Origin of the sequence: Stenotrophomonas sp. HMSC10F07, assembly GCF_001807895.1 — a bacterium.
Taxonomy (GTDB): Bacteria; Pseudomonadota; Gammaproteobacteria; order Xanthomonadales; family Xanthomonadaceae; genus Stenotrophomonas; species Stenotrophomonas sepilia.
The window spans coordinates 1-14422 of the sequence record NZ_KV791327.1; the positions used below are offsets into that span (position 1 = coordinate 1).

At 66.5% G+C, this 14422-nt stretch carries 13 protein-coding genes; 10 read left to right on the forward strand and 3 right to left on the reverse strand.

Annotation, left to right across the window (positions count from 1 at the left end; all coding sequences use genetic code 11):
- The first annotated feature begins 141 nt into the window (after positions 1-141).
- From queF to HMPREF3114_RS02430, 8 genes are all read left to right on the forward strand, one after another.
- Positions 142-960 carry an NADPH-dependent 7-cyano-7-deazaguanine reductase QueF gene (gene queF, locus HMPREF3114_RS02395; RefSeq protein ID WP_053498311.1) on the forward strand — a complete coding sequence of 273 codons (819 nt, stop codon included), beginning with the start codon at positions 142-144 and terminating at the stop codon, positions 958-960.
- Positions 961-1163: 203 nt separating this feature from the next.
- On the forward strand, positions 1164-1457 hold the full coding sequence (locus HMPREF3114_RS02400; RefSeq protein WP_005419771.1) for a LysM peptidoglycan-binding domain-containing protein: 294 nt from the start codon (positions 1164-1166) through the stop codon (positions 1455-1457).
- Positions 1458-1500: 43 nt separating this feature from the next.
- Complete coding sequence (locus HMPREF3114_RS02405; protein ID WP_005419769.1) at positions 1501-2013, forward strand: hypothetical protein; 513 nt, start codon at positions 1501-1503, stop codon at positions 2011-2013.
- A 357-nt stretch (positions 2014-2370) separates the two neighbouring features.
- Positions 2371-4593, forward strand: coding sequence for an NADP-dependent isocitrate dehydrogenase (locus tag HMPREF3114_RS02410; RefSeq protein WP_053498309.1), 2223 nt, complete (start codon positions 2371-2373; stop codon positions 4591-4593).
- 308 nt (positions 4594-4901) lie between these two features.
- Positions 4902-5867 carry a hypothetical protein gene (locus tag HMPREF3114_RS02415; RefSeq protein WP_053498307.1) on the forward strand — a complete coding sequence of 322 codons (966 nt, stop codon included), beginning with the start codon at positions 4902-4904 and terminating at the stop codon, positions 5865-5867.
- On the forward strand, positions 5860-6408 hold the full coding sequence (locus tag HMPREF3114_RS02420) for a GTP-binding protein (RefSeq protein WP_053498304.1): 549 nt from the start codon (positions 5860-5862) through the stop codon (positions 6406-6408). Before HMPREF3114_RS02415 ends, HMPREF3114_RS02420 begins: the two co-directional genes overlap by 8 nt.
- A complete protein-coding gene (locus HMPREF3114_RS02425) occupies positions 6401-6817 on the forward strand; it encodes a roadblock/LC7 domain-containing protein (RefSeq protein ID WP_053498302.1) in 417 nt (138 codons plus the stop codon). The genes HMPREF3114_RS02420 and HMPREF3114_RS02425 overlap by 8 nt, the downstream gene beginning before the upstream one ends.
- Before the next feature lie 53 nt (positions 6818-6870).
- The gene (locus tag HMPREF3114_RS02430; RefSeq protein ID WP_005419760.1) at positions 6871-7230 is read left to right on the forward strand and encodes a hypothetical protein; all 360 of its coding nucleotides are present in this window, start codon (positions 6871-6873) and stop codon (positions 7228-7230) included.
- 75 nt (positions 7231-7305) lie between these two features.
- Here HMPREF3114_RS02430 and HMPREF3114_RS02435 read toward each other — a convergent pair whose 3' ends face one another.
- On the reverse strand, positions 7306-8043 hold the full coding sequence (locus tag HMPREF3114_RS02435; RefSeq protein WP_229766014.1) for a KilA-N domain-containing protein: 738 nt from the start codon (positions 8041-8043) through the stop codon (positions 7306-7308).
- Positions 8044-8286: 243 nt separating this feature from the next.
- Here HMPREF3114_RS02435 and aceK point away from each other — a divergent pair, with 243 nt between their 5' ends.
- Positions 8287-10017, forward strand: coding sequence for a bifunctional isocitrate dehydrogenase kinase/phosphatase (aceK, locus tag HMPREF3114_RS02440; protein WP_053498298.1), 1731 nt, complete (start codon positions 8287-8289; stop codon positions 10015-10017).
- Between the two features lie 80 nt (positions 10018-10097).
- Positions 10098-11000: an energy transducer TonB gene (locus tag HMPREF3114_RS02445; RefSeq protein WP_053498296.1), complete on the forward strand. Its 903-nt coding sequence runs from the start codon at positions 10098-10100 to the stop codon at positions 10998-11000.
- 39 nt (positions 11001-11039) lie between these two features.
- Here HMPREF3114_RS02445 and HMPREF3114_RS02450 read toward each other — a convergent pair whose 3' ends face one another.
- Both HMPREF3114_RS02450 and rho read right to left on the reverse strand, forming a co-directional pair.
- A complete protein-coding gene (locus HMPREF3114_RS02450) occupies positions 11040-12614 on the reverse strand; it encodes a sensor domain-containing diguanylate cyclase (protein WP_053498294.1) in 1575 nt (524 codons plus the stop codon).
- A gap of 209 nt (positions 12615-12823) precedes the next feature.
- The coding region (rho, locus tag HMPREF3114_RS02455) for a transcription termination factor Rho (RefSeq protein WP_070488948.1) at positions 12824-14422 on the reverse strand (1599 nt) is incomplete at its 5' end.

Genomic DNA, 14422 nt, shown 5'->3' on the forward strand with positions numbered 1-14422 from the left:
TTACATGGACGTACTTGCAGCGGCCCCCAGCCAACCCACCCTCCCGGCCGACCCCGAGATCGTGCCTGAACCACCACGGAGGGGCTTCGCCGTTGGCCGGCCCGGCCGAACGCCCGCCCTCCGCGCGATACAATGACCTCCATGAACACCCCACAGGATTCCAGCCTCGGTCGCGAGGTCAGTTACCCGTCGCAGTACGATCCCGGCCTGCTGTTTCCCATCCCGCGCAGCGGCGCCCGCGCCGAGATCGGCCTCGATGACGCCGCGCTGCCATTCGTCGGCCATGACCGCTGGCATGCCTTCGAGCTGAGCTGGCTCGATCCGCGCGGCAAGCCGCAGGTCGCCGTCGCCACCGTGCAGGTGCCGTGCACCTCGCCGCAGTTGATCGAATCGAAGTCGTTCAAGTTGTACCTCAACTCCCTCAACAGCACCCGCGTCGACAGCGCCGAGGCACTGCGCGAGCGCCTGGTGGCGGATCTGTCGGCCTGCGCCGGTGTGCCGGTCCAGGTCGAGTTCGGCCTGCCGGGCCTGCGCGAGAGGCCGCTCGGTGAATCCATCGACGGGCTGGACGTGGAGATCGACTGCTACGGTCCGCCGCAGGCGGACTTCCTCGCCGCCGATGCGGGCGAGGTGGTGGAGGAGACCCTGGTCTCGGCGCTGCTGAAGTCCAACTGCCCGGTCACCGGCCAGCCGGACTGGGCCACGGTCAGCCTGCGTTACCGCGGGCCGAAGATCGATCGCGCGGGCCTGCTGCGCTACTTGGTCAGCTACCGTGAACACGCCGAGTTCCACGAGCAGTGCGTCGAGCGGATCTTCAGCGAGGTATCTGCGCGCTGCCAGCCACAATGGCTGGAAGTGGAGGCCCGCTATACCCGCCGTGGTGGCCTGGACATCAACCCCTGGCGCGCCAGCCCCGGCATCACCGCCCCGGCTGCGACCTACCGCGAGCTGCGGCAGTAACCGGTAGTGCCGGCCGCTGGCCGGCAACCGCAAGGAACCCGCGTCCAGGGCAACGGAAAGCCGGCCAGCGACCGGCACTACCGGACGTCCGTTCCCCCGATTGTTCAGCCGCCCCGGGGGGCGGCTTCACATCTGCACCATCCCCATTTAACAACCGCCATGGCACCGTGCCAGTCACGTAGTCATGCAGACGGGAGTTGTGGATGAGTACCGAGAAGAAAGCCGATTTCTCCGGCGTCAGTGGCAGTGTCGACAGTACCGCCGAGCAGGTGCCGAAGGCGGACTTCTCCGGCGTCAGCGCTTCGGTGGACAGCACCGCGGACGTTGTCAGCGGCGGCACCTATACCGTGCAGAAGGGTGACTCGCTGTCGAAGATCGCCAAGCAGCATCTGGGCGACGCCAATGCCTGGAAGAAGATCTTCGAAGCCAACCGCGATGTGCTTGATGACCCGGACAAGATCTTCCCGGGCCAGACCCTGAAACTGCCGCCGAAGTAAGCCGGCCAGAACGCCGTCCGACAATCCCTGGGAGGAACCCCGAATGATCAAGACCACCCCGCTCCAGACCGCCCTGATCGCCGCCCTGCTGGGCAGCGTCGCCCTGGTCGGTTGCAAGAAGAAAGAAGAGTCGACCGACAACAACGCCGCTCCGGCAGCGACTGCTCCGGCCGAGCCGGCGGCACCGGCCCCGATGACCGGCGCGCCGCCGCCGATGGCCGAAGCCGCCGCCGTCAGCGTCTCGTCGGTCACGGTCGGCAAGACCGCAGCCGCCGACAAGTCGGTTGCGACGGCGGCTTTGTTCGCGCCGAAGGACGACATCATCGTCTCGGTCAAGACCGACGGCGCCGCCAACAACGTCACCGTTGGCGCGAAGCTGACCTACCAGGACGGCCAGGTGGCCGGCGAACAGAATGCCACGCTGAACACCAGCGGTGCCGAAACCACCAACGTCACGTTCAAGAATGCAAAGGGCTGGCCGGCCGGCAAGTACCGCGCCGAAGTCACCGTCGATGGCAAGGCGGCCGGAACGCCGCAGGAGTTCGAGGTCAAGTAAGTCCAGCCGACTCTCTCCCGGCAGGGCTCACGATGGACGCAGCCGCGAGGCTGCGTCCTTTTTTGTTGTGCGATGGTCGGCTTCATCCACGCATGGCGTGGATCCACTGATGCTGTGGGCGGGCTTCATCCAGGCGTGGATGGATCACAGCGTTGCCGCCATGCAGTACCGTCGCGTATGGCGTGGCTTTGCCCCGCGCGGCTGAAAACGCGACAATGCAGGGGTTTCCCCGCCGCGCGCCCACCCTGACGGCGACGGGGAAAGCGTGGGGCTCCGCCCCGCGCGCGACACGGTTGCACGTGGCCCGGCGCTGGCGCCGGCCTTCCCCTGAGCATTGCTACAGAGTCCAAGTCCCCCATGTCCAAGATCCTCTACACGCTGACCGACGAAGCACCGTTCCTGGCCACCCAGTCGCTGCTGCCGATCGTTGACGCCTACACCGCCACGGCCGGCATCGTGGTGGAAACCCGTGACATCTCGCTGTCCGGCCGCATCCTATCGCAGTTCCCGGAACTGCTGTCCGATGCACAGAAGGTCAGCGACGACCTGGCCGAACTGGGCCAGCTGGCAACCACCCCGGACGCCAACATCATCAAGCTGCCGAACATTTCCGCCTCGGTGCCGCAGCTGAAGGCGGCCATCAAGGAACTGCAGGACCAGGGCTACCCGCTGCCGGATTACCCGGAAACCCCGGCCGACGACCAGCAGCGCGACTACAAGGCGCGCTACGACAAGGTCAAGGGCAGCGCGGTGAACCCGGTGCTGCGCGAAGGCAACTCCGACCGCCGTGCACCGCTGTCGGTGAAGAACTACGCGCGCAAGCACCCGCACCGTATGGGCGCCTGGGCGCCGGATTCGAAGTCGCATGTCGCGCACATGGCCGCCGGTGATTTCTACGGCAGCGAGAAGTCGGCCACCCTGGTCAATGCCGGTTCGCTGAAGATCACCTTCCACGGCAACGACGGCAGCACCGCTGTGCTGAAGGAAAAGACCGCGGTCAAGGCCGGCGAGATCGTCGACGCCGCGGTGATGAGCCGCAAGGCGCTGGCCGCGTTCATCGGTGAGCAGATCGCCGATGCCAAGGCCCAGGGCGTGCTGTTCTCGCTGCACCTGAAGGCGACCATGATGAAGGTCTCCGACCCGATCATGTTCGGCGTGGCGGTCAATGAGTTCTACAAGGACGTGCTGGCCAAGCATGCCGACGTGCTCAAGCAGGCCGGTTTCGACGCCAACAACGGCATCGGTGACCTGGCTGCGCGCCTGCCGTCGCTGCCGGAAGCCACCCGTGCCGCGATCGAAGCCGACCTGGCTGCCGAGTACGCACAGCGCCCGGGCGTGGCCATGGTCAACTCGGACAAGGGCATCACCAACCTGCACGTGCCGAGCGACGTCATCGTCGACGCCTCGATGCCGGCGATGATCCGCGACTCCGGCAAGATGTGGAACGCCGAAGGCAAGCTGCAGGACACCAAGGCGGTCATTCCGGACCGCTGCTATGCCGGCGTGTACCAGGCCGTCATCGACGACTGCAAGGCGCACGGCGCCTTCGACCCGGCCACCATGGGCTCGGTGCCCAACGTCGGCCTGATGGCACAGAAGGCCGAAGAGTACGGCTCGCACGACAAGACCTTCCAGATCGCTGCCGATGGCGTGGTCAAGGTCACCGACGACGCCGGCAACCTGGTGTTCGAGCACACTGTGGAAGCCGGTGACATCTGGCGCATGTGCCAGACCAAGGACGCGCCGATCCAGGACTGGGTCAAGCTGGCCGTCGAGCGTGCCCGCCTGAGCAGCACCCCGGCCGTGTTCTGGCTGGATGCCGCCCGCGCCCACGACGCGCAGGTCATCGCCAAGGTCGAGCAGTATCTGAAGGACCACGACACCAATGGCCTGGACATCCGCATCCTGCCGCCGGTGGAAGCCACCGCGTTCTCGCTGGACCGCATCCGCAAGGGCGAGGACACCATTTCGGTGACCGGCAACGTGCTGCGCGACTACCTGACCGATCTGTTCCCGATCATGGAGCTGGGCACCAGCGCCAAGATGCTGTCGATCGTGCCGCTGATGGCCGGTGGTGGCCTGTTCGAGACCGGCGCCGGTGGATCGGCCCCGAAGCACGTGCAGCAGTTCGTCGAAGAGGACTACCTGCGCTGGGATTCGCTGGGCGAGTTCCTGGCCCTGGCTGCGTCGCTGGAACACCTGGGCAACCGCTATGACAACGCCGCCGCCCGCGTGCTGGCCAAGGCGCTGGACGAAGCCAACGGCCAGTTCCTGGACAACGACAAGTCGCCGTCGCGCAAGCTCGGCGGCATCGACAACCGTGGCAGCCACTTCTACATCGCCCTGTACTGGGCGCAGGCCCTGGCCGCGCAGGACGAGGATGCCGCGCTGAAGGCACGCTTCGCCCCGCTGGCCAAGGCGCTGACCGACAACGAGCAGAAGATCGTCGACGAGCTGATCGCAGTGCAGGGCAAGGCCGTGGACATCGGCGGCTACTACCGTCCGGACGTGGCCAAGGCCAGCAAGGCGATGCGCCCGAGCGCGACCTTCAACGCCGCGCTGGAGCTGCTGCGCGGCTGATCCGTCGCCGTTCGGCCGTGACCCCGGAACCCGCGCTTCGGCGCGGGTTTCTTTTTTGGCTCTGGGGTCAGATCCCTTTTGCCACGCAAAAGGGATCTGACCCCAGGCGATGAAACCGTGACTTCCGTCGGCTGTCGGAATGCCGTCAACGGGGCATGAAACTTGCCCGCGATAGCCGTCGCAGAACCGATCGGACACCGCCTGCAACCGCTCCCGATCTGAGCAGTCGATCACGACGGCTGCCGCTGGCGATGCCCTAGCCTTGGCGACGCGAGACCACCGGGGAGGTGGTCGCTCGGGGAACACAGATGGCACGCGTGCTGGTAGTGGGAACCGACATCCAGGGCGAGCAGGCCCTGCTGCAACGGCTGCGCCTGGCGTCGGCACTGCCGGACGGCCAGGTCCGCCGCAGCCAGGACCTGGACGACTGCGACCTGCTGGTCATCCGCGATACCCCGGCACTGCGCAACGCGGCCCAGCGCATGCGCCAGCAGCGACCGCGCCTGCAATGCTGGATAGAGGACAACGGCGGCCAACTGCGCGACGGCGACGGACAGCAGGATGTGCTCGACGACGGTGCCATCGGCCGCGCGCTGCGCCGCATGCAGTTGGCACCGGAGCCCCTGGCCATGCCCGCACCCGCACTGATACGTCTGGCCGATGGCGCACACGCCATCACCCGCCTGCTGCGCGAGCGGTTGCCGCTGCGCCATGGTCAGGCACTGTTGAGTGATGCGGGCGAACCTTTGCTGTTGATGGATCTGGAGCACGACCAGGCCGTGCTGTTGCAGGAACCCGCGAGCGCGCTGGTGGAGCGCCTGGCCGATGCTTTCGAACGCCTGCAGCTGGATGCACTGACGCCAGCGCGCCTGCAGGCGCTGGCTGGTGAGCGACCACGCCAGCCGCTGCGGCCGCTGTTGTGGCAATGGGCGCAACGCAGCCGCCACTGGCAGGCATTGGACGAACGCCTGCGCGGCGCTTCGGTGAAGCTGCTGCGCTGGCCGGATTTCCGCGTACTGGGGCACGACCACGATGGTTTCCGCCTGTGCTCGTTGCTGCTCAAGCGCGCCTGTACGGTTGAAGAATGCGCGATGCTGCTTGAGCTGCCGGCGGCGGCCGTTCGCGATTTCATCCACGCGGCCTACCTGTGTGGCTACGCGCAGCTGCAGGCCGCCCCCGCGGCGGCGATGATGGCGACCGGTGGCACCCGCACCGACAACGGATTGCTTGCCCGCCTGTGGCGGCATCTGCGCGGGAGTGAGCGCAATGCGTGAGCACAAGGTGGTGGTGCTGGGCGGCATGGGCAGCGGAAAGTCGACGCTGGTGCGCAGCATTGCTGCGGGCGCAGTGATCGATACTGATGTGGCCAACAGTGATCGTTTCGGGGCCGACAAGGCCTCCACCACCGTCGCGCTGGACTATGCGGACATCGGCCTGCCCAACGGAGAACGCCTGCGTCTGTACGGAACGCCCGGCCAGCAGCGTTTCGATTTCCTGTGGCCGATCCTGCTACAGGGTGCACGGGGCGCGGTGCTGTTGCTGGACGCACGTCGCGCCGGCATTGCCAGCGAGCTGCAGGACTACCTGCAGGTGCTGCAGCCGTTCGCATCATCCCTGGCACTGGTCGTGGCGGTCACCCACCTGGACCAGGCACCACAGGCGGCGCTGGATGACTGGGCCACGCACGCCTGCCTCGACGACCAGCCGCTGCCGTTGCTGGCCGTCGATGCCCGTGACCGCGAACAGGGATTGCTGCTGATGGATGTACTGATGAGCGAAATGGAAGCACACGCACTGGTGGCCGCGCATGGATGACGGGCAGATGGCGGTACTGCCCGATGCGGGCCAGCGTGAGCGCCTGCAGCCGCTGCTGCAGGACCTGCAGCAGCGGGTGGAGGGCGTGCGCACGGTGGTGCTGGCCAGCGTCGATGGCTTTGCCCTGGTCAGCGCCGGTGCCGAAGGACGCGGCGAACGGCTGGCGGCGATGACCAGCGCGATGCTGGCGTTGGCCGCAGCGGTGGGGCGCGAACTGCTGCTGGGCGATCTGCAGACGCTGATGCTGGAAGCGATGGGCGGGAAGGTGCTGATGCTGGCGATCCAGGCCGAGGGACGCGCACCGCTGCTGCTGATGGCGGCCTGCGACCAGCGCAGCGTGATCGGCCAGGTGCTGTGGCAGAGCAGGGAATGTGGCCAGGCGATCCTGGCCGAACTCGGCGGATCGTGAGCCCGGCCGCAGGGGAACGAGGGGCTCGAACCAACATCGACAAGGGGTGCGACGTGGCTGGATTGAATGAATCGTTGAACGCACTGATGGGCATCGACGGCGCGCAGGCAGTGGCGCTGGTCGACTACGAAAGCGGCATGCTGCTGGGCGAGGCCGGTGCCGGCATGGACATGGAGGTGGCCGCCGCCGGCAACACCGAAGTGATCCGGGCCAAGATGAAGACCGCCGCCTCGTTGAACCTCAATGACAGCATCGAGGATATCCTGATCTCGCTGGGCAAGGCGTACCACATCATGCGACCGGTTGCGAAGAAGAAGGGACTGTTCTTCTACATCGTGCTGGACCGGACCAAGTCCAACCTTGCACTGGCCCGACGCAAGGTGCAGGACGTGGAGGCCGAACTGGCGATCTGAGCCATCTGCTCCTGTAGCGCCGGGCCATGCTCGGCTGCTTTCAGCCGAAGCAGCCGAGCGCGTTCGGCGCTGCTTTCACTGCGGTGGAAGCAGCAGCGTGGTCACGAACGAAAGCGCTTCGCTGTCGCGCTTGGCGAAGTACGTGTGCGCCTTCTGGGGCAGCCACACTTCGTTGAAATGGCGGCGGAAATCCTCGTAGAACTCGTTGGGATACAGCTTGGCCTGCACCGTCCGGCCGTCCGGGTAGGCGTGGTCATACGTGGGCAGTGCGTCGGTGTTGACGCCGCGATGATCCCTCAGCCATTTGCAGAACAGGCGGCCTTCGGAGATGTCCGGCACCAGCGCCTGCGGGAGCGTATAGCCTGCCTGCTCCAGCGGTGCGATCAGGTTCAATGTCAGCTCGTTGAGCATCGAAAAATGGGTATACGGCACCTTCGCACGGTTCTGCATGTAGCGATCGATGTGTACGGGGAGCAACGCATTGGCGCGACCCTGCTGCCATTCCACCACCCACTGCGAGACCTTCACTGCGAACTTGCGCGACAGCCACTGGCCGAGGTTGATGGCCAGATAGGGATGGATCCAGGTGCCCTGCAGGGTCGGATTCCCGCCGGAGACCACGTGGATCAGTTCATGCTCGGCCAGACCGGTCTGGACGGTAAGCTCCTGCAGAAACTCCTCCGTCGATCTCAGCGCCCGGTAATCGGACCAGCGCTTGTTGACGGACTGGCAGAGGGCGGTTGCGCTGATGTAGCCATCGCGGGCACGCTGCGGGATCACGTTGCCTTCCTCCACGCGTGGGATAAAGGTCATTTGCTGCATGCGTCACCTCGTGCCGTGGTTGGGCCTGAAAGGGTAGGCAGCAGAGGGGCACCGGGTCTGTAGGAATCGTTGCGTTTGTTGCGGCGCGTAGCGGCGCTGGTCCTGTAGAGCCAAGCCGACGCTTGGCTGTTCTTCGGGCAGATTACGGTGAACCAAGCCGAGCATGGGCTCGGCCCTACACAAGCCACCCCACGCCAGCGTATGGTGAAGCCGGTCCTCCCGGATGAGTCCTGCATGTCCGAGCCTGATATCGATGCCGAGCTGGCGTCGCGCATCGCTGGCGCCATCCACGCTGGCTTCGAGCAGTACCACGCCCGCTTTGCGGCGATCACCGCTCGTGCGCGGCAGCGTTTCGAGCAGCGCGACTGGGCGGCTGCGCGCCAGGATGCAGTCGAGCGCATCGCGCTGTACAACCTGTGCATTGCCGAACAGATGGATGCACTGCGGCGCCTTGCCGGCGAAGCAATCGGGGAGCGCGCATTGTGGCTGCAGGTGCATGCACGCTACAGCGCATTGCTGCGGGGGCTGATCGATGCCGAACTGTACAAGACCTTCTACAACACGCTGTCGCGGCGCTTGTTCTCCACCCGTGGCGTGGACCCGGCGCTGGAGTTCATCGCCTTTGACGTCGAGCCGTCCGATGCGATCACCCATCCGGTTGCGCGGCATACCTACGCGGTTTCACCCACGCGGCCGGTGGAGGCCCTGCAGCGCGTGTTGGCCGATTACCGCTTCGACATTCCGTATGCGCACCAGCTGCGCTGCGCGGCGGCCATCGCCGTGCGCCTGCAGGACGATCTGGCCCACTGGGGCGATACGCCGGTGCGCAGCATCGAGCTGCTCGACACCGTGTTCTATCGCGAGCGCCGCGCCTATCTGGTAGGCCGCGTGTTCGGCGAGCACCGCTTCTCACCCTGCGTGATCGCACTGGTCAACGATGAGCGTGGACTGCGTGCCGACGCGGTGCTGACCCGGCGCCGCGACGTCGCCCATCTGTTCGGCGTGTCGCGCAGTTATTTCCAGGCCGACCTTGCCACGGTGGGCGATGCGGTGGTGTTCCTGCGCAGCCTGCTGCCGGGCAAGCCCATCGATGAGATCTACACCGTGCTGGGCCGTGCCAAGCAAGGCAAGACCGAGCGCTACCGCACCTTCTTCCGCCACTTCAACGAACATCCGCAGGAGCGGCTGGTGCCCGCCGAAGGCACGCCGGGCATGGTCATGGCGGTGTTCACCCTGCCCAGCTATCCGCTGGTGTTCAAGCTGATCCGCGACCGCTTCGCCTGGCCCAAGGCGATGTCGCGGCGGCAGGTGGAAGAGAAGTACGCGCTGGTGTTCAACCTCGACCGTGTCGGCCGCCTGCTCGATGCGCAGCCGTATCGCCACCTGCGCTTCCCGCGCGATCGCTTCGCACCGGCCTTGCTGGAGGAGTTGCTGCAGCAATGCGCGCAGACCGTGCGGGTCGATGGCGACCATGTGGAAGTCGCACTGTGCTACGTGCAGCGCCGTTTCCGGCCATTGAATCTGTACCTGCGCGAGCAGGGGAGCGAGGCGGTGCGCGCAGCGGTACTCGACTATGCGCAGGCGATCACCGACATGGCGCGCAACAACATCTTCCCCGGCGACATGCTGCCGAAGAACTTCGGCGTATCGCGGCATGGCCGGGCCGTGTTCTACGACTACGACGAGCTGTGCCTGGTCAGCGACTGCGTGTTCCGCGCATGGCCGCAGCCGCGTACGCCGGAGGAAGCCATGGCCGATGAACCCTGGTTCCATGTCGGTCCACGCGACGTGTTTCCCGAGCGCTTCGGCCCGTTCATGGGGCTGCCCGCCAGCGAACTGGCGGCGGTGAGGGAGCACTACCGGCACCTGTTCGATCCGGCGTGGTGGCAGGACCTGCAGGCGCGCTTCGCCGAGGGGAACTATCCGGATACGCCGCCCTACGCGGCGGCCCATCGCCTGGCCTGAACGGCGTGGCGTGAAGCACATGCCGGTCCGGTCAGGACTGCGGTACGCTCGGTGCTCACTTCATCACCACGGATCCGGCAATGATGCGTTCCCCCCTGTTCCTTGCGCTGGCCCTGGCGTTCTCCGCAGCTGCCCCGCTGCTGCCATCCGAGGCCGTCGCCCAGAACGCGCGCGCCGTGCGCGCCACCGCCGAGATGAGCATGGCGCTGTCGGGCAGTATCGATGTGGCGGCCGACGGCTCGGTCAGCGCGCTGGTTCTGGACCAGCAGGCGATGCTCGCACCGGGTATTGCATCGTTCGTGGAGGGCACCATCCGTGGATGGCAGTTCGAGCCGACGCTGCGCGATGGCAAGCCGGTGGCGGTCCACGCACCACTGCGGGTGCGCCTGCGTGGCAAGGAGCAGGACGACGGCAGCTACCAGGTCAGCATGACCAGTGTCGACTTCAGTGAGTATGACCCGAAGGCTACCGATTCGGTGACCCGGAAGAGCATGCCGCCACCGCGCTACCCCGAGGATGTCTTCCGCAGTGGCGGGCAGGGTGATGTGCTGCTGCTGGTCAAGGTGGCCCGCGACGGGACCGTGGCCGACGTCATTGCCGAACAGGTGAACATGACCGTGGTCGCGCCGGAGCGGACCCTGGCCAAGATGCGCGACCTGCTCGCCAAGGCCAGCACCAGCGGCGCCCGAAAGTGGACCTTCATCCCGCCCACGACCGGCGAGAACAGCACGCGCGACTTCTGGACCGTACGCGTGCCGGTGAACTTCGCCCTGAACAGCGACACCGGCAGCAACGGCAATGCCCAGCCGGAGCGCTATGGCCGCTGGCGTGCCTACATCCCCGGCCCACGCCAGGCCGCACCGTGGCGCAAGCCGGATGCCGTCGAACAGGCGGGCAGTGATCTGCTGCCGGCCGGGGGCGTGTACATGGTCGATGGCACCCAGCGCGGCCTGCGCCTGCTGACACCGTTGGCGCAGCGCTGAGCCCGGCGCGGTGAAGCGGTCGGCCAGGCCGGCCGCTTTTCAGTCCGCGTACGGGTAGACCACCACCCGGTTGCGGCCCTGTTCCTTGGCCATGTACAGGGCCTTGTCGGCCAGCCGCAGTGCCTGCTCGGCATCGACGTGGAAGCTGGGGAAGTGGGCCACGCCCAGTGACACGGTGATGGTGCCGACCGGCTCGAACGGATGATCGGCGATGTGCTGGCGCAGGCGCTCGCCGGCCTGGCGCGCAGAGTCGGTGCTGATGCCCGGCAACAGCAGCAGGAATTCCTCGCCGCCGGCACGGCAGAGGATGTCGCTGTCGCGCGAGTAGCGGCGCATCTGGTCGGCGATATGGACGATGGCCGCGTCGCCGACGTCATGGCCATGGTTGTCGTTGATCGATTTGAAGCGATCGATGTCCAGCGCCAGGATCGCGAACGGAATGCCCTGCACCTGCAGCGCATCCAGCGCCTGCTGCAGGCCGCGGCGATTGAGCAGGCCGGTCAGCGGATCGGTACGGTTGGCGCGGCTGAGCGTGCCGATGCGGTCCTGCAGCGCGTTGAAGCTGTGCAGCACGGCCTGCTTGAGCTGGGCCACCTCGAAGTACCAGGCGCGGATGCCGCTGACGTGGCTGATCGCGTTGCCGGTGTCCTCGCCACCCTGCACGTTTCGCGCCAGCTGCCACAGCGGCATCGAGATGCGACGGGCGAACCACCAGGTGACCAGCAGTGACAGCAGGCCGAGCGGGATCGCATTCCAGATCACCGCGGTCATCAACCGTGACAATGGCTGCAGCGTGGCCTCGGTCGGCCGCTGGGCGATGATGCCCCAGCCGGTGGCCGGTACCGGTGCATAGCCGGCCAGCATCGATACGCCCAGGTTGTTGCGGACCTGCTGCGCACCGCGTTCACCGCGCACGACTGCCTTCACCGCCGGGTTGCCGACCACGTAGTCGCCGACCCGCTTGCCATCGGCGTGGTACAGCAGGCGGCCATTGCGGTCCACCACGTACAGGTACGAGCCGTCGCGGTAGTAGTGCTTGCCCAGCAGCGTGTGCAGCGCACTGCGCTGGCGCAGGTAGAGGGTGCCGCTGACGTAGCCGCGATAGCGGCCCTGGCGATCGAAGATCGGGTGCGACAGCGAGACCAGCAGCTTGCCGGTGGTCGACTGGTAGGGATCGCTGATCATCGGCTGGCGCGCGGCCAGTGCGGCGTTGTTGCCGGCGCTGTGCAGGATCTCGCCCTGCAGCTGCAGGGTCTGCGGCGAGGTGGCGATCACCAGGCCGTCGGCGTCGACCACCAGCGAGGAGTTGAAGCTGTTGGTCTGCAGCTGCAGCCGGCTGGCTTCATCCTGGGCTTGTGCCGGATCGAGATCATTCTGGCCGAGCCGGGTGGCGGCGTAGGCCAGCTCCTGCTGCGCGGCCAGCAGGAAATTCTGGGTGGTCTCGGCCAGCTTGGTGGCATAGACGCGGTTGGCCTCCAGGGTGTTGCCGACCAGCTGGTCGCGCTGCACGCGGTAACTGGCCAGCAGGGTATTGGCCAGGGCGATGATGGCGCTGAGCAGTGCCAGGGCGAGGATCAGCTTGCCCAGGTTGAGGCGGGGAGACAGCGTTCGCATGCGTCGACGGATCCGGCAGGAGGCTGGACCCGACCGGTTCTCCGGAAGGGGCGACAGCGGGAATCGGTGGCCACGCCCTTGGGGCCGGGCAGGGTATGGGGCGAATTATCGCCAAAAGTCAGCGGCGGCAAAGTGAAACAGGTCGCCCTGCAGGCAAAAAAAAACCTGCCGCAGCGGGCGGCAGGTTCTCTTCAATGCAATGGCGTGGATCAGCGCTTCATCGAACCGAAGAACTCGTCGTTGGACTTGGTGTTCTTCATCTTGTCCAGCAGGAATTCCATCGCGGCCATCTCATCCATCGGATGCAGCAGCTTGCGCAGGATCCAGATCTTCTGCAGCAGTTCCGGTTCGATCAGCAGGTCTTCGCGGCGGGTACCGGAACGGTTGATGTCGATGGCCGGGAACACGCGCTTTTCAGCGATACGACGGCTCAGGTGCACTTCGCTGTTGCCGGTGCCCTTGAACTCTTCGTAGATCACCTCGTCCATCTTCGAGCCGGTGTCGACCAGCGCGGTGGCGATGATGGTCAGGCTGCCGCCTTCTTCCACGTTGCGCGCGGCACCGAAGAAGCGCTTCGGGCGGTGCAGGGCGTTGGCGTCCACACCACCGGTCAGCACCTTGCCCGAGCTCGGCACCACGTTGTTGTAGGCGCGGGCCAGGCGGGTGATCGAGTCGAGCAGGATCACCACATCCTTCTTGTGCTCGACCAGGCGCTTGGCGCGCTCGATGACCATTTCGGCCACCTGCACGTGGCGCGCGGCCGGCTCGTCGAAGGTCGAGCTGATGACCTCGCCGCGCACGGTGCGCTGCATTTCGGTCACTTCTTCCGGGCGCTCGTCGATCAGCAGCACGATCAGGTGCACGTCCGGATGGTTGGTGGTGATGGCGGTGGCGACCTGTTGCATCATCATCGTCTTGCCGGCCTTCGGCTGCGACACGATGAGCGAGCGCTGGCCCTTGCCCTGCGGCGCCATCAGATCGAGGATGCGGCCGGTGATGTCTTCCGACGAACCGTTGCCACGCTCAAGGGTGAAGCGGCGGCGCGGGAACAGTGCGGTCAGGTTCTCGAACAGCACCTTGTTCTTCGACGCTTCGATCGGCTCGCCGTTGATGGTGTCGACGATGTTCAGCGCGAAGTAGCGCTCGCCGTCCTTCGGGAAGCGGATGCGGCCGGAGATGTGGTCGCCGGTGCGCAGGTTGAAGCGGCGGATCTGGCTGGGCGAGATGTAGGTGTCGTCCGGGCCGGCCAGGTAGCTGGCTTCGGCAGCGCGCAGGAAACCGAAGCCATCCGGCAGGATTTCCAGCACACCATCGGCGGCGACGCCGTCACCGTGGCGGGTCAGCACCTTCAGCAGGGCGAAGATCACGTCCTGCTTGCGGGCACGGGCCACGCCTTCGGAGATCTGCAGCTGCTCGGCGATTTCCAGCAGCTTCTGTGCCGGCATGCGCTTGAGGTCGCTCAGCGAGTAGACCGGGAAGCCCTCGGGCACGTTGGCGTGCGGGCGCGGCACGAACGGCTGCTGTTCGCCGCCGTCATTGGACATGCCATCGTCGCGGAAGCGGTTGTTGCGGTCACGGTCGCGGCGGTTGCGGAAGCGGTCGCGGCGGTTGCCCTGGCCTTGCCCCTGGCCCTGCTGGCCGTTCTGGTTGTACGGGTTCTGGCCCTGGTTCTGGCCACCCCCCTGGTGATTCTGCTGCCGCGGCTGGCCGGATTCGCGGCCCTCGCCACCCTCGCCACCGCCACTGCTGGCAGGGGCCTCGGCGGCGGGCGCGCTCGGCGCAGGTGCTGCGGCCGGCGCCGGTGCTTC

Excerpts from the sequence above, each read along its gene's own strand:
- queF (WP_053498311.1), top strand. The coding sequence starts at position 142 with ATGAACACCCCACAGGATTCCAGCCTCGGTCGCGAGGTCAGTTACCCG.
- HMPREF3114_RS02400 (WP_005419771.1), top strand. The coding sequence starts at position 1,164 with ATGAGTACCGAGAAGAAAGCCGATTTCTCCGGCGTCAGTGGCAGTGTC.
- HMPREF3114_RS02405 (WP_005419769.1), top strand. The coding sequence starts at position 1,501 with ATGATCAAGACCACCCCGCTCCAGACCGCCCTGATCGCCGCCCTGCTG.
- HMPREF3114_RS02410 (WP_053498309.1), top strand. The coding sequence starts at position 2,371 with ATGTCCAAGATCCTCTACACGCTGACCGACGAAGCACCGTTCCTGGCC.
- HMPREF3114_RS02415 (WP_053498307.1), top strand. The coding sequence starts at position 4,902 with ATGGCACGCGTGCTGGTAGTGGGAACCGACATCCAGGGCGAGCAGGCC.
- HMPREF3114_RS02420 (WP_053498304.1), top strand. The coding sequence starts at position 5,860 with ATGCGTGAGCACAAGGTGGTGGTGCTGGGCGGCATGGGCAGCGGAAAG.
- HMPREF3114_RS02425 (WP_053498302.1), top strand. The coding sequence starts at position 6,401 with ATGGATGACGGGCAGATGGCGGTACTGCCCGATGCGGGCCAGCGTGAG.
- HMPREF3114_RS02435 (WP_229766014.1), bottom strand. The coding sequence starts at position 8,043 with ATGACCTTTATCCCACGCGTGGAGGAAGGCAACGTGATCCCGCAGCGT.
- aceK (WP_053498298.1), top strand. The coding sequence starts at position 8,287 with ATGTCCGAGCCTGATATCGATGCCGAGCTGGCGTCGCGCATCGCTGGC.
- HMPREF3114_RS02445 (WP_053498296.1), top strand. The coding sequence starts at position 10,098 with ATGATGCGTTCCCCCCTGTTCCTTGCGCTGGCCCTGGCGTTCTCCGCA.
- HMPREF3114_RS02450 (WP_053498294.1), bottom strand. The coding sequence starts at position 12,614 with ATGCGAACGCTGTCTCCCCGCCTCAACCTGGGCAAGCTGATCCTCGCC.